This is a genomic window from Nocardia sp. NPDC052566 (genome assembly GCF_044547285.1).
Taxonomy (GTDB): Bacteria; Actinomycetota; Actinomycetes; order Mycobacteriales; family Mycobacteriaceae; genus Nocardia.
Genome location: NZ_JBIUAF010000006.1, coordinates 339,524 through 355,183, shown reverse-complemented (window position 1 = coordinate 355,183; position 15,660 = coordinate 339,524). Strand labels below are relative to the sequence as shown.

The 15,660-nt window shown below is 68.6% G+C and carries 18 protein-coding genes; 8 read left to right on the top strand and 10 right to left on the bottom strand.

Annotated features, from left to right (window positions below):
• Window positions 1-12 precede the first annotated feature (12 nt).
• The gene (locus ACIG5A_RS31420) at window positions 13-399 is read left to right on the top strand and encodes a VOC family protein (protein ID WP_397246678.1); all 387 of its coding nucleotides are present in this window, start codon (window positions 13-15) and stop codon (window positions 397-399) included.
• 121 nt (window positions 400-520) lie between these two features.
• Here the strand turns inward: ACIG5A_RS31420 and ACIG5A_RS31415 are convergent, their stop codons facing one another.
• A complete protein-coding gene (locus ACIG5A_RS31415) occupies window positions 521-1,021 on the bottom strand; it encodes a carboxymuconolactone decarboxylase family protein (protein ID WP_397246676.1) in 501 nt (166 codons plus the stop codon).
• Window positions 1,022-1,160: 139 nt separating this feature from the next.
• Between ACIG5A_RS31415 and ACIG5A_RS31410 the strand changes: the two genes are divergently transcribed.
• Window positions 1,161-2,303, top strand: coding sequence for an FG-GAP repeat domain-containing protein (locus ACIG5A_RS31410; protein WP_397246674.1), 1,143 nt, complete (start codon window positions 1,161-1,163; stop codon window positions 2,301-2,303).
• Window positions 2,304-2,313: 10 nt separating this feature from the next.
• On the top strand, window positions 2,314-3,309 hold the full coding sequence (locus tag ACIG5A_RS31405) for a hypothetical protein (protein ID WP_397246672.1): 996 nt from the start codon (window positions 2,314-2,316) through the stop codon (window positions 3,307-3,309).
• On the opposite strand, the gene ACIG5A_RS31400 is transcribed toward ACIG5A_RS31405, so the two are convergent.
• Window positions 3,254-3,868, bottom strand: a complete 615-nt coding sequence (locus ACIG5A_RS31400; RefSeq protein ID WP_397246670.1) for a TetR/AcrR family transcriptional regulator — start codon at window positions 3,866-3,868, stop codon at window positions 3,254-3,256. The two genes, ACIG5A_RS31405 and ACIG5A_RS31400, sit on opposite strands and share 56 nt — an antisense overlap.
• Window positions 3,869-3,982: 114 nt before the next feature.
• Between ACIG5A_RS31400 and ACIG5A_RS31395 the strand changes: the two genes are divergently transcribed.
• Both ACIG5A_RS31395 and ACIG5A_RS31390 read left to right on the top strand, forming a co-directional pair.
• A complete protein-coding gene (locus tag ACIG5A_RS31395) occupies window positions 3,983-4,849 on the top strand; it encodes an NAD-dependent epimerase/dehydratase family protein (protein WP_397246668.1) in 867 nt (288 codons plus the stop codon).
• 162 nt (window positions 4,850-5,011) lie between these two features.
• Window positions 5,012-6,469, top strand: a complete 1,458-nt coding sequence (locus ACIG5A_RS31390; RefSeq protein ID WP_397246666.1) for a PLP-dependent aminotransferase family protein — start codon at window positions 5,012-5,014, stop codon at window positions 6,467-6,469.
• Here the strand turns inward: ACIG5A_RS31390 and ACIG5A_RS31385 are convergent.
• The gene (locus ACIG5A_RS31385; RefSeq protein WP_397246664.1) at window positions 6,367-6,777 is read right to left on the bottom strand and encodes a cupin domain-containing protein; all 411 of its coding nucleotides are present in this window, start codon (window positions 6,775-6,777) and stop codon (window positions 6,367-6,369) included. The genes ACIG5A_RS31390 and ACIG5A_RS31385 overlap by 103 nt on opposite strands.
• A gap of 132 nt (window positions 6,778-6,909) precedes the next feature.
• Entirely contained in the window at window positions 6,910-7,488 is a 579-nt protein-coding gene (locus ACIG5A_RS31380; RefSeq protein WP_397246662.1) for a TetR/AcrR family transcriptional regulator, read from the bottom strand.
• Window positions 7,489-7,541: 53 nt separating this feature from the next.
• Here ACIG5A_RS31380 and ACIG5A_RS31375 point away from each other — a divergent pair, with 53 nt between their 5' ends.
• A complete protein-coding gene (locus ACIG5A_RS31375) occupies window positions 7,542-8,408 on the top strand; it encodes a phytanoyl-CoA dioxygenase family protein (protein ID WP_397246660.1) in 867 nt (288 codons plus the stop codon).
• Here ACIG5A_RS31375 and ACIG5A_RS31370 read toward each other — a convergent pair.
• From ACIG5A_RS31370 to ACIG5A_RS31360, 3 genes are all read right to left on the bottom strand, one after another.
• Window positions 8,396-9,130, bottom strand: coding sequence for a hypothetical protein (locus ACIG5A_RS31370; RefSeq protein WP_397246658.1), 735 nt, complete (start codon window positions 9,128-9,130; stop codon window positions 8,396-8,398). The two genes, ACIG5A_RS31375 and ACIG5A_RS31370, sit on opposite strands and share 13 nt — an antisense overlap.
• Window positions 9,131-9,207: 77 nt before the next feature.
• On the bottom strand, window positions 9,208-9,504 hold the full coding sequence (locus ACIG5A_RS31365; RefSeq protein ID WP_397246656.1) for a hypothetical protein: 297 nt from the start codon (window positions 9,502-9,504) through the stop codon (window positions 9,208-9,210).
• 222 nt (window positions 9,505-9,726) lie between these two features.
• The gene (locus ACIG5A_RS31360) at window positions 9,727-12,243 is read right to left on the bottom strand and encodes a hypothetical protein (RefSeq protein ID WP_397246654.1); all 2,517 of its coding nucleotides are present in this window, start codon (window positions 12,241-12,243) and stop codon (window positions 9,727-9,729) included.
• A gap of 266 nt (window positions 12,244-12,509) precedes the next feature.
• Here ACIG5A_RS31360 and ACIG5A_RS31355 point away from each other — a divergent pair, with 266 nt between their 5' ends.
• Together ACIG5A_RS31355 and ACIG5A_RS31350 are read left to right on the top strand one after the other, a co-directional pair.
• Window positions 12,510-13,649, top strand: a complete 1,140-nt coding sequence (locus tag ACIG5A_RS31355) for an alanine racemase (protein WP_397246652.1) — start codon at window positions 12,510-12,512, stop codon at window positions 13,647-13,649.
• Between the two features lie 105 nt (window positions 13,650-13,754).
• Window positions 13,755-14,180 (top strand): hypothetical protein, encoded by a 426-nt coding sequence (locus ACIG5A_RS31350; protein ID WP_397246650.1) that lies wholly within the window; start codon window positions 13,755-13,757, stop codon window positions 14,178-14,180.
• A gap of 5 nt (window positions 14,181-14,185) precedes the next feature.
• Here the strand turns inward: ACIG5A_RS31350 and ACIG5A_RS31345 are convergent, their stop codons facing one another.
• From ACIG5A_RS31345 to ACIG5A_RS31335, 3 genes are read right to left on the bottom strand one after another with little or no spacing between them, the layout of a single operon-like run.
• Complete coding sequence (locus ACIG5A_RS31345; RefSeq protein WP_397246648.1) at window positions 14,186-14,569, bottom strand: MerR family transcriptional regulator; 384 nt, start codon at window positions 14,567-14,569, stop codon at window positions 14,186-14,188.
• An 8-nt stretch (window positions 14,570-14,577) separates the two neighbouring features.
• Window positions 14,578-15,327: an SDR family NAD(P)-dependent oxidoreductase gene (locus ACIG5A_RS31340; protein ID WP_397246646.1), complete on the bottom strand. Its 750-nt coding sequence runs from the start codon at window positions 15,325-15,327 to the stop codon at window positions 14,578-14,580.
• Between the two features lie 53 nt (window positions 15,328-15,380).
• Entirely contained in the window at window positions 15,381-15,638 is a 258-nt protein-coding gene (locus ACIG5A_RS31335) for a hypothetical protein (RefSeq protein ID WP_397246644.1), read from the bottom strand.
• Window positions 15,639-15,660: the final 22 nt, after the last annotated feature.

Here is a 15,660-nt window from a genome sequence, read left to right as displayed (position 1 = left end):
AGGAGGCTTTCCGTGAACATCGAGTTCACCTGCGTCACCATCGACGCCGCACACCCGCCGACGCTGGCCAGCTTCTACAGCGAACTGCTCGGCTGGCGGATCTACGAAAGCAGCCCCGACTACGCACTGGTCGGCGACGGCCACACGACCCTGTGCTTCGGCGCCATCGCCGACCACACCCCCGCCCGCTGGCCCGACGACCCCGGCCACCCCAAACGCGTCCACTTCGACCTCAGCGTCGACGACGTCACCGCCGCGACCGCCCGCGCGGTCGAACTCGGCGCCACCGTACCGGACCACCAGCCCGGCGCGAACCCGGAGTGGGAAGGCCATCAACCCTGGACCATCATCCTCGACCCGGAGGGCACACCGGTCTGCCTCAACCCCAAGTCGCAGTAGACATCCCCCGTCGGGAATGCGGGTCACCCACCGTGGCGGCATGCCCACATCTCGCCGAAACCGCGGCTCGATGAGCGGCGGGCCCGCACGAGCACACCTGGCTCGTGGCGGTGCGCGATCGCTAGGGCTCGATGTCGAGCACGCTGCAGGTTCGTGCGCACATCCAGTAGAAGGCGTGCGCCTGGATCAGTTCCACGAGCTCACGGTCGGACAGATGCTTACGCGCGGCGGCGAACGTGTCGTCGTCGACCCGGGGACCTTTGGCCACCGCCTCCGCCAGTCGCAGCACCGCGCGATCCCGCTCATCGAAGCTCGGCGCGTCCGTGCCGCGCAGTATCGCGTCACGCTCGGCGTCGCTGAGTAGCCCCTCCCGCGGATTATGGTGCAGCCGAAGGTATTCCGAGTTCTCCACCCTGATGACGGTGAAGGCCACCAGCTCCACCAACCGTTCCGGCAGCTCCACCGCGCGATGGAGGGCGAGGGCGGAATCCATGACCAGGCCCGCGGTCCCGCCCGCCTGCGCGAAAGCCAGAAACAGCCGCGGGTCGGGCGGGAGATTGTCGAACCAGGTCCGCAGTTCCGGTGTGAGCCGATCGGGATCGGCGTAGGCGATACGTGCCATCAACCGATTCTAGTCACCGTGCCCGGCTCGATGATTAGTCTGTCGACGGTAACCCGCACCAAGCCAGTGGCGGGAACTGTCAGGGTCGCGTCCTGTGCGGCACTGGCCGGGAGACCGCATCGCTGCCTATCGTGCGCTTGTGACAGGACGACGCGGGCAGTCGGCGCGGCGCGCCGGGGGCGCGGTGATACGGGCCGCGATTCTCGCGGCGCTGCTGCTGTCGGCAGCGAATGCGGCTGTCGCACACGCGGATCCGATGGTATTCGGGCCGAACATGGACAGCGCGGGAACGGTGTGCGGCAATTCGCCGACCGCCGAGGCGATCGCGGTCGCGGATTTCACCGGTGAGGGGATCCCCGATCTGGCCCTGACCGATTTCTGCGGATTCGGGGTCAACATCCTGCCCGGTCGCGGTGACGGGACACTCGGTGCACCGCAACATATTTGGACCGGAGTGCTGCCCGACGCGCTCACCGCGGCCGATCTCGACGGCGACGGCGACACCGATCTGATCGTGTCGAACGCCGCGACCAGCACGATGACGGTGCGCTACGGCGACGGTCACGGCGGGTTCCCGGATCAGCGGACATACCAGGCGCCCGGCCTGGTCCCCGGCGCGGCGCGCACCGGCGACTTCGACCGTGACGGACAGCTGGATTTCGCTGTCGCCGCGACACCTTCGGCGGTATTCCACAACAGCGGTGACCGGAGCTTCGTCGGACATCCCGTACTGGCGGGTGTGCTCGCCACCGGGTTGGAGGTGGCCGATTTCGACCGTGACAGAAACCTCGACCTGGTCGTGCTCAGCGGCGCGCCACTGGTGAACATCGCCTATGGGAAGGGTGACGGCACCTTCGGTCGTAACGACGCCTACCTCGCGCCCGCGCTCGTGCAGGAGGCGATGCGGGTCGCCGATGTCAACGGCGACGGCCTGCCGGATGTGGTTTCGGTCAACAGTTTGGGTGGGATGAACGTGTGGCTGGGCAACGGATACGGCGTGAACGCGCCGATCTGGTCCTACGGCACCTTCGGCAACGCGGGGCTCGCGCTCGCCGATCTCGATGGGGACGGCCGCCTGGACATGGTGACCGCGGACTCGGTCCTCGCGCGCATCACGGTGTACCGAGGCGATGGCGCCGGACACTTCTCCCGCGCCGAATCCCATTCCGCGCCTTGGCTGGTGGAAAGCTTGGAGCTGGCCGACCTCAACGGCGACGGCAAACCCGACATGGTGACCGGCCCCATGCTCGGCCCCTGGTACTCGGTCCGGCTGCACACCTGAGGCCGCATCGATGACCGAAACCCGTCTGTGCTGGCCCGAGACCTCCGTACCGCGGGTCGCGCCCTGGGCACCGTGGTTGCGCTACATCGTCCCCGGCACCACACAGTTCCTGTGGCTGCTTGCCAACCATCCGCGCCTGCTGTCGCGGATGTACGTCCTGGAGGGCGTCGCCGAATTCGGGCAGTTCGTCCTCGCCGCGAATACCCATCGCGACCTGGAAATCGTTATCCTGCGAGCGAATTGGAACGTCGGGCATACGTATCACTTTGCCGTGCACGCCTTCTGGGGTCTGGTTCGCGAGAGCGTGCTCGGCGGCCCCCGCGCCGGGCGCGGTTTCGTGGCCGCCATCAGGCAGGGCCGAGACGCGCCGTATTGGAACAAGCGGCAGGCGTGGCTCATCCGCGCCGCCGACGAGCTGCACAACGAGCTCGCGATATCCGAAGAAACAGTGCGCGCGTTGCGCGGACACGGCTACAGCGACGGCGAGCTCGTCGAATTCGCCTTCGTCGTCGGCCATTACGGGCTGCTCGGCATGCTGCTCGAGAGTGCCGCCGTACCCGCCGAGCCGTTGATCCCCGAGCCCGCCCCGGCCGAACGCCCCAGACTGCCACGACCATTCGCGAAGAATCGGGGAGGGATCGCCTCACCGTGGCGACCGGGCAACGACGACACCCTCCTCGTACATCCGGTGCTGCGATGGGCGCTGCCCCGCTATGCCCGTTCGATCGAACGGGTCAGCAGCCTCGACGTGCACGAACTGGTCCAGGCGGCGCGCGGCCTCGACCCCGGCGCCGACCCCCGCCGCCGCGTCCTGTTCGCGGCCGTGGCGGAGCTGTACAGCGAGTACGTCCTCTCCGACACCACCTGGCGGCAGCTGCGGAACCACTACACCGACGCGCAGCTGCTGGAACTGTGCACCCTGGTCGGCCACCTGCGCACGCACGAAATGCTCACCGGCACCATGGTTTCGCTAGCAACTCCCGGCCGCGGGACGCGCCGCCCTTGATGCGGCCGTCCAGCACCAGGCTGACCAGGCCGTGCAGATGGGCCCACAGTAGATCGGCGGCGGCGTCGGGGTCGTGGGTGGCGTCGGTGCGGACAGGCATGTCCCGGTCGGCGGCCGCACGCAGGAGCTCGAAGCAGGCGCGGGCCGATTCCGGGGCCTCGCTGGTGCCGAAGGAGATTCCGGGCAGGTTGTGCATGAGCCGGTAGAGGTGCTGATCGGCCATGGCGAAATCCCAGTAGGCCGCCGCGGTCGCGAGGAGCGGATCGGCCGCGCGATCGCGGACATCGGGACGCTGCGCGTGCCCGAGCCGCTCGGCCAGCTCGGCGAAACCGACATCGACAAGCGCGACGAGCAGCGCCCGCTTGTTCGCGAAGTACTGGTAGACGATCGGCACCGTGTACCCGACTCGCTCGGCCACCGAGCGCACCGTGACACTGTCATATCCGCCTGTCTCACAGGCTATTTCGCGGGCCGCGGCGACCAGCTCGGTACGCAGCCGCTCGCGCCCCTCCGCGCGTTCGCCCGCCGTTCCTTTGATCCGCCTGCCGTCGCGTGGCACTCGATCGCTCCTCGAATCGGATTTCTAACAAGACTAGACAATCACGAGCGGCCGGGTCTAGGGTTGTTTTCTAACGTTGATAGAAAACAACGTACAGAGCTAGAGGAGTACCTGATGCGAGTACTGGTTACCGGAGTCTCGGGCACCATCGGCGATGCGGTCGCCCGCGCGCTGGTGGCCGACGGGCACGCCGTGGTCGGCACCGTGACCGCCGCCGATCGGCCCGCACCCGAGAAGGTCGAACCGCTGGTCGTGGACCTGTTCGACCCGAGCACCCTGGTTCCGGAGCTGGCGAATGTGGACGCGTTCATCCACACGGCGTCGAGCAATGACGAGCGGTCGGGCGAACTCGACTCCGGCCTGATCGCGGCGGTGCTCGACGCGTTCGAGAACACCGGCAAGACCCTGATCTACAGCAGTGGCCTGTGGCTGCACGGCAGCACCGGCGACACCCCGGCGACCGAGGACTCCCCGCTCGACCCGCCGCTGGTGGTGTCGTGGCGGCCCGCGGTCGAGCAGCAGCTCACCGATGCCGCCGCCACCCGTGGCGTGCGGACGATCCGGATTCGGCCCGGCCTGGTGTACGGCGGCGGGCGCGGCTACGTGCCGATGCTGCTCGCGCCGCAGACCATCGGCGACGAGGCCGTCGTGCGGCACTTCGGCGACGGATCGAACCGGTGGTCGGTCGTGCACGCCGACGATCTGGGCGAGTTGTACGCGCTCGCACTGACATCGGCGCCGTCCGGCTCGGTGTACCTGGGCACGGTCGACGAATCGGTGCGGGTGCGCGATGCCGCACGCGTGGTCGCGGAGCGGAACAATGCCCGGGTCGAGAGCTGGGACCCACAGGACGCGCGCCAGTACTGGAGCGTCATGGTGGATGCCTTCCTCCTCGATCAGGTCGCGACCAGCGAGAAGGCACGCAAGGAGCTGGGCTGGTCCCCGAGCCGCCCCGGCCTGCTCGCCGAACTGGCCCGCTGACCGTCGGCTCGACCCCCTCCTGCGACGAGCGCGTCACGCGAACCACACCGTCTAACGTCGGAGTTGTGCTCAACCCATCGCGCAGGTCTTTCGAACCCGAGCCGGCACTTGTCCGGTACGAGTGGATCACGACGGAGGAGGTCGAGGAGATCGGAGCCTGTCGTGGGTGACCGACATCCGCCGTTGGGGCCCGAGCTCTTGCTCGAGTTGCCGGCGCGAGGCACGCGGCGGCGGGCACTGGAAGAGGCAGTGCGGACGGCGATCCGGGATGGACGGCTGGCCGGCGGAACCCGGCTGCCGTCGACTCGCGATCTGGCACATCAGCTCGGACTTGCCAGGGGAACCGTGACGGCTGTCTATGAGCAGCTGACCGCCGAAGGATGGCTGACGGCGCGGCAGGGCGCGGGTACCGAGGTGGCGGAGGGGACGGCGGTATCGCGTCCCGCACTCGGGGCGGGATTGCCGCGGGCAGCCCAGGCCCAGCACGATTTGCGGCCGGGTCGGCCTGATACCCAAGCCTTTCCGCGCGGCGCCTGGGCCAGGGCGATGCGCTCGGTATTGCGCGAGGCTCCCGCCGACGCCTTCGGCTTCGGCGATCCGCGTGGCCGCCCGGAGTTGCGGACGACCTTGTCCGCGTACCTGAGCCGGGTCCGCGGGGTGCGGGTCGATCCGGAGCATCTGGTGATCTGCTCGGGGTACACGCAGGCGCTCGGGCTGCTGGCGGAAGTGTTCGTGGATATGGGTGTTTCGGTGGTCGGGATGGAGGACCCGACCATCGGCGACCACGTCGGGTTGATGTCGACCCGGCTCCAGGTCGCCGATATCCCGCTCGACGGAGCGGGGCTGTCGGTCGAGATGCTGCGCGAATCCGGCGCCGAGGCGGTGATCTGCACTCCGTCGCATCAGTTTCCGATCGGCACCTGCATGACCCCACAGCGCCGGTCCGAGTTACTGGCTTGGGCGGCGCGGCGGCGCGGATGGATCGTCGAGGACGATTACGACGGCGAGTTCCGCTACGACCGGCAACCGGTAGCGGCGCTGCAGTCGCGGCAGCCGGAGCGAGTGATCTATATCGGCTCCACCAGCAAGACCATCGGGCCCGGCGTGCGCATCGGCTGGATCGCCTGTCCGCCAAGGCTTGTCGAACCACTCGCGGAAGCCAAGCGCCGGACGCACGACTGGCGGTCCATGGATCAGCTGGCCCTGGCTCACCTGATCGACAGCGGCGACTACGACCGGCATCTGCGCTCGATGCGCCGGATCTATCGCAGGCGTCGCGACATCCTCACCGTTGCGGTGCGCAATGCCTTGCCGGACAGCAGGATTCACGGGATCGATGCCGGGCTGCACGCCATCCTCGAGCTTCCCGATCCGACTCGCCTGGGCGAGCAGGAAGCCATCGAGGCATTGCGAGCGGCCGCCATCCTCACCCACCCGCTCGGAGATTATCTGCGCAGCACCGAAGTTCACTATCCGCCCGCGCTCGTCATCGGTTACGGAACTCCGTCCGAGCGCTCCTACGAGCCCGCGATCGAGGCATTGCGCGATGTTCTCGTGACCGCACGCCGATCGCCGCGGGCGGCCAGCTCCTCCGGGTCGACCAAGGTCAGCATCGGCTGACCGGGCACGCCGACCATGACGGCGAGAAACCGGCTCGGCCGATCGGCGAGGTTGTTGGCCGCCTGGTAGTGGATCACGTCGCCGCCCGGCTCCCAGAATGCCTCGCCTGCCCGAATGACGTATTCGGGCGCGCCTTCCAACTCGAAGATCATCTCGCCCTCCAACATGTAACCGAACACCGGGCCGGAGTGGCGATGCGGCGGCGTTCCCGGATCGCCGGGCGCCAGTTCGATGATCACGGTCATCACCTCCGCCCCCTCGGGAACAAACGGCGGCACCACATGCGCGAGATTCGTCAACTGAGTCATACCTGGAACGCTAGGCATCCACCGGCACAGCGGCATGGTCCATTACGTGACTCTTTTATTGGACCAATCGCCGCGCGCGGCAGCCGGGCCGAGGATGCTCGGCTCGAGAGAACGTGGAGGACGGCGCGTGGGTCAGGCGATGCCGAGGGTGGCGGCGGTCAGGTGCCAGAGGCGAGTAGTGGCCTGGTCGGGGGTGGGGGTCGGGGTGATGCGGAGTTGGTGGGCGATGCCGTGGCGCAGGCCGCCGATGACGTAGGCGGCGGCACTGTCGGCGTCGAGGGCGGCGGGGAGCTGGCCCGCCTGCTGGCCGCGGCGGATGTTGGCGGCGGCGTTGTCGCTCATGTTCTGGATGTAGACCGCTTCGAGTTCGGTCAGTTGCGGGTCGGATGCGGTGCGGCTCAACAGGATCGCGGCCAGCGGGTCGGCGAAGTGATAGGCGACGAAGCGGCGGGTGCGTTCGCGTTCGCGGGTGCCCCAGTCGGCGTCGGCGGGCAGGTGCGCGTCGGCGACGGCGTGACCGAGCCCTTCGTAGAAACCGTCGTAGATCGCCGCCAGCAGACCACTTTTGGAGCCGAAGTGGTGGTAGAGCGCGCCGGTGCTGAGTCCGGCGCGGCGGGTGAGCGCGGCGATTTCCATGACGCCGTTGCCGCGCACGAGTTCGTCGCGAGCGGCGTCGAGCAGCTGTTGACGGCCGATCGGAGCGCGTGCCATAGTCGGGATCATAACAGAACTCAGTTATGTTATTGACCTCCGAGGAGGAGCTCATGAGCGCCGAAGTCTCGTCATTGCTGGATCTGGGCGGCGATCTCGCCGGAACCTATCGCCGGACCGGCAGCAGCGGCGCGGGCATCGACCCGGCCGTCGCCGACGCGGACCTGGCCGCGGTGCAGCGCGACGGATACGTGATCCTGCCGGATCTGCTCACACCCGACGAGCTCGACGCCATTCGCGAGGCCGTCGCGCCGCTGCTGGATCGGCACGGCCGCAACCACTTCGAGGGGCACACGACCCAGCGGGTGTACAGCGTGCTGAACAAGACCCGCACCTGCGACCAGATCGCCGACCACCCAAGGGTATTGGCGCTGCTGGACCGGCTGTTCCTCCCCAACTATCTGCTGTCGATGCTGCAGGTCATCAACATCCTGCCCGGCGAACAGGCGCAGATGCTGCACACCGACGACGGCTTCTACCCGCTGCCGCGCCCGCGAAAAGCCCTGGGCGCGGCCACGATCTGGGCCGTCGACGATTTCACCGCCGACAACGGCGCCACCGACATCCTCCCGCGCAGCCACCTGTGGGGTGACCGCATGCCCACCGGCGCCGAGCGCGAACCGGTGCTGATGCGGGCCGGTTCGTGCGTGTTCTTCCTCGGCACCCTGTGGCACGGTGGCGGCGAAAATCGCTCCGCCGCACCGCGTCTCGCCGTCACCGCCCAGTACTGCGAGCCGTGGCTGCGCCCCCAGGAGGCCTTCACCCTCTCCACCACGCGCGACACCGTGCGCGCGGTCTCGGAGGACATCCGCCGCATGCTCGGCTACAGCATCCACCCGCCGTTCATCGGCCAGGTCGACGGCATGCACCCCAAGCGCCTCCTCGAACCCGACAACCGGATGAGCGGTCAGGACGAATGAGCGGAGAGCCAGGTGGTGTAGGAGGTACGGAAGGCGTCGTCGTTGTCGTGGGCGTAGCGGTAGAACTGGTCGACGAATGGGTGTGCGGCGGTGTCGGTTTCGAGGTTCACGGCGCCGTCGCGGCCGACGCCGGGCAGATCGATGAGGTACTGGCGGCGCAGGATATCGGCCAACGACACCTGCCTGGCGTTGTGCATCATGTCGTACATCGCCATGAATGTCGTGGTGCGCCCGTGACCTTCGCGGCAATGGAAGTGCAGCCAGGCCTCGGGCGGTAGATCGCGGGCGAAGGCGACGAATTCGTCCACCGTCGACGGATCGGGCATATGACGATCGGGTACCGGGAAATACGCGTACTCCATGCCCGCCGCGGTGACCACCTGCTCTTCGGTCTGCACGGTCCGCGGCCCGGTGATCGGCGCGGCGTCCACCGACCTCCCCGGCAGATCGGCGAAAGTGATCCGCGGCCGGTCGCGAAGCTGGTCGGCACGGCGGTCTTGCAGAGCAAGGACCGCGGCGCGATCCATCCCGATATTCGCGTCGTCACCAGGGGCATACCAGGAGACCACCATGCCGTTGACGTACAGATGGGTCTCCTGACGCAGATCCACAACGATCCGGCGGCCAGGCGGCAGCGCTTGCCGCAATGCCGCGAACCCGTCGGCGCTCGGTGCGGTGCTGCCGGACTCACGAAGATCGGCCAGCCCGGCGGTACTCGGCATCGCTCCCATGGCCGAGAGCGGTCCCTCGGCCGATCGGAAGTTTCGCGGCATGCCGGGGTCGTCGCGAAAGTCCACGATCAAAGTGCCGCGATCGCCCGGTGTCTCGCTCGCATGGCCGCATGCGGCGACACCCGCCGTGACGAGTACCGCCATCGCTGCACGAACGACGAAACAGCGCACGGCTGAACACTAACCACGATCACCCTGTGCATGACGGTAGACACGCGCGTGTCCGGACCACGCAGGGCGGTGGAGCGGGCCGCGACCGCTCGGGCGATCTCGGCGCCGAAGACCTCGTCGACCATCGCGAACAGCAGGTCGAGATGGCCCATGGCGGCGCAGGCCGTCAGGACCGGGCCGTCCTTGATCAGCATCTGGTCGGCGTCGACGCGGCCGTTGGGGTCGCGGCGGCCGGATCGTCCGACTGCCGGAGATGGCGGCCGCAGCCGGGTTCGAGCATCTCAGCGAAATCGAGGCCCGATGAGCACGGGGCCGCGAGCTCTGGCCGCGTGACCCGCGGTTCGCACGGCGCCCGCATCGACCCGCCAGTAGTCATCGCGGACCGACTGGGGGCCGAGCGGCGACGCGCTGTCGGCTCAATCCGACAGCACCGCCGCTAGGCGGGTGCGCAGGGCGTCGGTGTCGAGTGGGTTGGTCCAGGTCCGGTCGCGGGCCAGGCTGTCGGGTTGAGCCGGTGCGGCCCGGATGGACTTCAGGCGTGCGTCGGCGGCACGGACCAGATCGACGGATTCGGCCGCCAACGCGGCCACTACCCCGATGACGTGGGCGTAGGCGAACAGGCGCCGCTCGGTCTCGTCATCGGGTGTCGGCCAGTGGATGATCTCTTGCAGCAGTTCGACTTCGGGCCACCGCTGACCGCCGTGCTCGGCGAGCGCGTAAGCGTAGTGCGCGGCGGCGCGGGCGTCACGCCGCTCGCGCAGCAAACCCATTGTCTCCTGGTGCATCTCGGCGGAGAAGAGCTTGCCGATCGCGTCGCCCATGCGCCAGAGGCTGCGGCGCTCGGTGAACAGGCGCTCGATCAGCGCCGTACGCGCGGTGCTGGTGTTCATGGCGCGCACGGCGGAATACAGGTTGGCGACAACATCTTCGAGCTGGCTGTCCACGGTCTGCTGATGGCTGAGCGCCGGGCTGTTCGCCCGGTCCGACTCGGCATAGCGCCTGCCGTACTCGTCGAGTGCCGCGATGAGGTAGCCCTGCGCGCCCTGGTGGTCGAATCGGTAGAGCTGATGTCCTGCCGCATTGCGCGCGGCGATGGCCGGATGCGTCAGCTCGGTGGCGATCATGGCGGCGACGGCGCGCTCGGCCTGCTCGGGCGCGAGCCGCCGGATGACGCTGTCCTCTTTGGACGCGTCGAACAGCCTGTTCCACACCGCTTCCACGGTGCTGCCCGCGGCGTGCACCGCGGACAGCCGCAGCAATTCGTCGAAGACCGGCGGCCGGTGGGCAATCGGCGCGAGGACCGCGCAGAGGGCCTTCTTCAAGTTGCGGATCTTCCGCTCGCCGATGATGTCGGAAGTGGCGGGTTCCGGCGTGTGCTCGAGCAGCCGGATCACGACAGGGACGAGGGGGTTGTCGACATCCAGGTCTCCGATGATCTGGGTGTATCCCTCGGCGAGCAGGTGGCGCAGACCGGCGGCGGCCAACTCGGCGCGATCGGCTGCGGCGCCGTCGAGAATGGTGCGCAGCGCCCAGCCGATCGCCGCCGCCGGCAGATCGCCGACCTCGGCGCGCAGCAGAATGCGTTGTGCGACAACCTCGGCCAGCTCAGGCGGGTCGATCGCGGCCAGCATCTCGACGTGATCGAGCTCCGGCTCACCCAGCCGCGTCAGGTAGCGAGCCGACGATTCGGCGGCTGCCACCCGCCGATCGAGTTCCGCACCGGAGAGAACCGGTTCGGCGCCGCACAGTTCATGCGCTCGCCGCAGGGCGGCAAGGGTCGGACGGTTGTATGGATCCTCGGTGAGCAGTTCCCCTGCCGCCCCCGCCAGCGCCACACCGTCACGCACCAGCGGCATCGCCGTCGACAGCGCCCAGACGCGACTGGACCATGCGCAGGTGGCAGTAGGTAGCAGGCGCATGAGAGCGTCGGCGGACGGGCTGTGCTCGCGGCCGGCCCGCCGGTCGGCATCGGCGCGCAGCAGCACCGTGCCCGCGGTGTCGGGCAGGCGGTCCAGCGCCGCCAGTAGGTGCTCGACACCGAAGGTTTCACTGTCGAGCCCGTGCACGATCCAGCTCGCGCGGCCGAGCGGCTCGTGGTCCGGCGCCATCTCCATGGCGGTGAGCGCGGCTCGAGCGCGATCGTCATCGCCGTCGGCGATGAATTGCAGCAGCAGCGAGCGGCGGATACGGAAATCGGCGACGGCGTCCAGGGCGCCGTCGAGTGCCAGTGCGCCGAAGACCTCGACGAAGGCGTCGAGGAGTTCGGGGCGCGATTCGGCGCGGGCGACCTCGTCGAGCACCCGGTCCCGGTCGGCGTCGCGGGCGAGCAGCGCGGTGTGCAGCAGCCAGTAGATGGCCAGATGCGGATCACGGTGCAGCAGTGGCAATTCCGCTTCGAAGTCGAAGTCGGCATCGCCGTCGGGCCACAGCTGCGTGAAATGGCCCGCGGCATTGGCGGCCAGATCCTCTGCGTCCTGCATGGGCTGCCCGTCGTGCAGCAGCGGCCGGGCGAGCAGCCACATCAGCCACTGGTAGCGCTGCGCCAGTTCGGCGCTGCTCGGGGTCGGCTCCTCGTCCGGCGCGGGTGATTCCGGCCGGAAGTCGGCGGCCTCCCCCGCTCGGTCGGCCAGCCAGTGCCCGAGGGAGTCGAAATACAGCATCAGTTCCCGGGTTTCGTGGTCCTGCCACCACACGCCACCGCCGCCGCGCAGATCGAGCAGCGTGTAGTCGTCGCCTTCGTCGTCGAGGACCACGAAACCGCTGAGCGACTTGTCGATCGCACCGAAGTAGGGATAGTTGAGCGCGAGGTGCGCGTCGACCAGATGGCCGCGATCACCCACCCAGTGGTCGAGCAAGCAATCGTCGATGGCGTCGGTCACCGAGGTGGGGACGGCGGACCCGAAATAGCGACTGGCGGCGTGATGCAGGGCCATAGATCTTCCTGATAGCGAAATGTGCTGTGCCGGTATACGAGTCGGGGCGGTGCCGACAACGGTCGCGGCCGGGCGAAGTGAACTGCACAGACTAACGGCCGATCCCGTCGGCACGCTACCGCACACCGCGACAGCATCGCCGAACACGCCATGGCCGATCATGCCGCGCGGAAGCTTCCGACGCACAGCCGATCTCACCACCGCGTCGAAGCATGCACGCGCGCCTACCGTAGTGTCATGCAACTTCTCAGCGAAATCGCGGCCCGATGAGCGCCGGGCCCGAGGCACTGGCCGGGCGACCCGCGGTTCGGCAGGCCATGAACTTGATCGGCGTACCCGGCTCGCGCTCCGCGATTCCGACACCGGCCGCGATCATCGATCGCACCGCGCTGAACGCCAATATCGTTCGGGCGGCGGAGGTTTGCGGTGCCGCGGGTGTTTCGCTGCGACCGCATGCCAAGACCCACAAGTGCGCGGATCTCGCCCGGCTTCAGCTCGCCGCCGGCGCGGTCGGCATCTGCGTGGCCAAGCTTGGTGAGGCCGAGGCACTGTTCGAGGCCGGTATCGACGACATCTTGGTGACCTCGCCCATCGTGACCGGGCCGGTGGCCGAGCGAGCGGCCGACCTGGTGGAGGCGGGCGCATCGATTACCGTGACCGTCGACCATCCCCTCGGGGCCGAGGTGCTGGCGGCCACGATGCGCACGCCGATCGATGTACTCGTCGACATCGATGTGGGCATGGCCCGCACCGGCGCTCCGGATCCGGCCGCCGCGCTGCGGGTGGCCGAGGCCGTGGCCGCCGCCCCGCTACTGACGATGCGCGGCGTTCAGGGATACGGCGGTATCTGGCAGCACATCGGCGATGCCGAGGAGCGCCGCGACGCGGTGGCCAAGGGCATGGAGCGGCTCACCGAGGCGATCGAGCTGCTCGACAAGCACGGCCACGACACGACCATCCGCACCGGCGGCGGCACCGGCACCCTGGACACCGATATTGCCCTGGGTGTGCTGACCGAAGTGCAGCCGGGGTCGTACACGGTGATGGACGGCCAGTATCGCGACGTCGGCGGCGACTGGCTCGGCGGCCTGCGGCACGCCCTGTTCGTCGCCGCCACGGTCACCCGCACCGCGCATCCCGACTGGGTGACCGTCGACGCCGGGCTCAAGGCCTTCGCCACCGATGCCAATCCACCGGCCACCGACCTCGGCTCCTACCTCTGGTACGGCGACGAACAGGGCCTGCTGGTGACCGACCGCCCCGACCGCCCGGCTCTCGGCGCACATGTGGAATTCGTCATACCGCACTGCGACCCCACCATCGATCGCTACGACCTGCTGCACGTGGTCGACGGCGACACCCTGGTCGACCTGTGGCCGATCCAAGGACGCGGGAGGTCGCAATAGCCCCGTAACAGCAACTGCACAGTTATCTATAGACAAGCGTCCAAGTAGTGGACGGGGCCGGGGTTGTCGATCGGCTCTCCCAGTTTCGACGAGGAGGACTTCGAGATGAAGCGTTCGGCAATCGGCTTGATCATCGGCGTGGCGGCCGCGGTATCGATTCCGGTGGTCACGGCCGCGACCGCGCAGGCCGCACCGGCGGGGTCGGTGTACTTCAACTACGGCGGCAAGAACTGCGCCATCACGCCCGACGGCGTCATCGGCTGCGACGGCTGGCAGAACGTCACCGTCTTCACCCTCCCCATCGGCGGCGGCACACCCATCAATATCCCTGCCCCGCAGTCGATCCAGGACGCGGGCGGCATCCACCCCTCCTACGACTTCAGCCAGCCCTACACCCTGCCCGGCGGCAACCCCGACTTCTTCCAGGTCGCCAACGACCAGGGCCCATTCGGTCCGAAGCTGTCCCACGCCGGCGCATTCTGCGAGATCAGCTTCCGCGGCTGGTTCCGCTGCGTCGCCCGCGGGCAGTAGGACTGCTACCCAGCCTTCCGCACCGGCCGGGTCACCACGCCTCCGGCCGCCGCATCGAGCAAGGTGGTGAGGCGGTCGCGGGTGACGGTGAGTTCGTCGATGGTGGATTGCACGGCGGACAGTTTCCGGGCGATCGCGGCGGCGCCCTCGGGGCACACCGGGTGGGGTTCGGTTATCGAGTCCAGGCAGGGCAGGAAGCCGACGATCTCCTCGGCGGTGAAGCCGACCGACAGGAGCTGGCGGATTCGGTACACCAGCTGGACCGCGTGCTCGTCGTAGTCGCGGTAGCCGTTGGGGGTGCGCTGATCCGGGAGCAGTCCGTGCTCTTCGTAGTAGCGCAGTGCGCGCCGGGTCGCCCCGGTTCGCCGGGACAGTTCACCGATCCGCATGCCGCACCTCACGCCGCGCCCAGGCCGCCGTCCACCCGGATGACCTGGCCGGTCAGGTATCCGGCCTCCGGGCGGGCGACGGTCACCAGCCACCAGGCTATCTCGTCCGGATCGGCGATTCGGGCCAGCGGAATGCGGGTCAGGTACTGCTTGGCCGAATCCAGTTGCGCCGCGGTCAGTCCCGCGTTGGTCAGGATCGGCGTCTCCGTGATGCCAGGCGCCACCGAAACAACCCGGATCCCCCGCTCCGCCAGCTCCAATGCCCAAGTCCTGGTGAGGAAGTCCATCGCCACCTTGGTCGCGCCGTAGATCGAGGCACCGTGCCAGCCCCGCTCCGGGCCGTTCGACGTGATGTTGACGATGACGCCGCCCCGCCCGATATGCGGCAGCGCGGATTGCGTAAGAAACAGCGGCCCGGTCAGATTGGTGGCGAACTGCTGCTCGGCCACCGCCGGCTGGATCTCACCCAGCGGTGCGGGCCGGGTGATCCCCGCGTTGTTCACCAGCACATCGATGCGACCGAACTCCCTGAGCGCCGCGCCCACGATGGCGGCACGCCCCTCGGCCGTGGCGACATCGGCGACCACGAACCGCGCACCGGTCTCCCCCGCCACGTCGGCCAATGTCCGCTCGGTCCGCCCCGTGATCAGCACGTCCGCACCCACCCCGGCGAACCGCCGCGCCGCCGCCCGCCCGATACCGGTACCACCGCCGGTGATGACCACCGCACGCCCCGTCAATGCCATCGCTGCACTCATACCGCGACGCTAAACCCGGCCCCCGGGGTGAAGGTCAAGCCCGGCAGCACAATTCATATCGAGCCATGGCGGTACCGGTCGTTGTCCAATCGGGCGATCGCCCGCTCGATCAGCGTCACCTCGTCGGCGCCCGGGTGCCGGGATCGCTCGTGAGCCACCAGGCGGCGGGCTGTCGCCTCGTCGCTCACCCGGCGACGCAGCTTCCGGAACGCCGCTTCCGCCGCTGAATCACCTGCGCCGGTGGCAGTCTCGGCCGCGCCGGACTGTCGTACGGGAAGTCCGGGTTGGCCCTGCTCGACCGTTCCGGCCATCTCATCGGCGCAACTCCTCCCG

Bases quoted from the DNA above. Each gene is read 5' to 3' on its own strand.
- ACIG5A_RS31375 (WP_397246660.1), top strand. From the start codon at position 7,542: ATGAGCGCCGAAGTCTCGTCATTGCTGGATCTGGGCGGCGATCTCGCC.
- ACIG5A_RS31365 (WP_397246656.1), bottom strand. From the start codon at position 9,504: ATGCTGATCAAGGACGGCCCGGTCCTGACGGCCTGCGCCGCCATGGGC.
- ACIG5A_RS31380 (WP_397246662.1), bottom strand. From the start codon at position 7,488: ATGGCACGCGCTCCGATCGGCCGTCAACAGCTGCTCGACGCCGCTCGC.
- ACIG5A_RS31355 (WP_397246652.1), top strand. From the start codon at position 12,510: ATGAGCGCCGGGCCCGAGGCACTGGCCGGGCGACCCGCGGTTCGGCAG.
- ACIG5A_RS31345 (WP_397246648.1), bottom strand. From the start codon at position 14,569: ATGCGGATCGGTGAACTGTCCCGGCGAACCGGGGCGACCCGGCGCGCA.
- ACIG5A_RS31340 (WP_397246646.1), bottom strand. From the start codon at position 15,327: ATGAGTGCAGCGATGGCATTGACGGGGCGTGCGGTGGTCATCACCGGC.
- ACIG5A_RS31360 (WP_397246654.1), bottom strand. From the start codon at position 12,243: ATGGCCCTGCATCACGCCGCCAGTCGCTATTTCGGGTCCGCCGTCCCC.
- ACIG5A_RS31405 (WP_397246672.1), top strand. From the start codon at position 2,314: ATGACCGAAACCCGTCTGTGCTGGCCCGAGACCTCCGTACCGCGGGTC.
- ACIG5A_RS31370 (WP_397246658.1), bottom strand. From the start codon at position 9,130: ATGCCGAGTACCGCCGGGCTGGCCGATCTTCGTGAGTCCGGCAGCACC.
- ACIG5A_RS31385 (WP_397246664.1), bottom strand. From the start codon at position 6,777: ATGACTCAGTTGACGAATCTCGCGCATGTGGTGCCGCCGTTTGTTCCC.
- ACIG5A_RS31415 (WP_397246676.1), bottom strand. From the start codon at position 1,021: ATGGCACGTATCGCCTACGCCGATCCCGATCGGCTCACACCGGAACTG.
- ACIG5A_RS31395 (WP_397246668.1), top strand. From the start codon at position 3,983: ATGCGAGTACTGGTTACCGGAGTCTCGGGCACCATCGGCGATGCGGTC.
- ACIG5A_RS31350 (WP_397246650.1), top strand. From the start codon at position 13,755: ATGAAGCGTTCGGCAATCGGCTTGATCATCGGCGTGGCGGCCGCGGTA.
- ACIG5A_RS31335 (WP_397246644.1), bottom strand. From the start codon at position 15,638: ATGGCCGGAACGGTCGAGCAGGGCCAACCCGGACTTCCCGTACGACAG.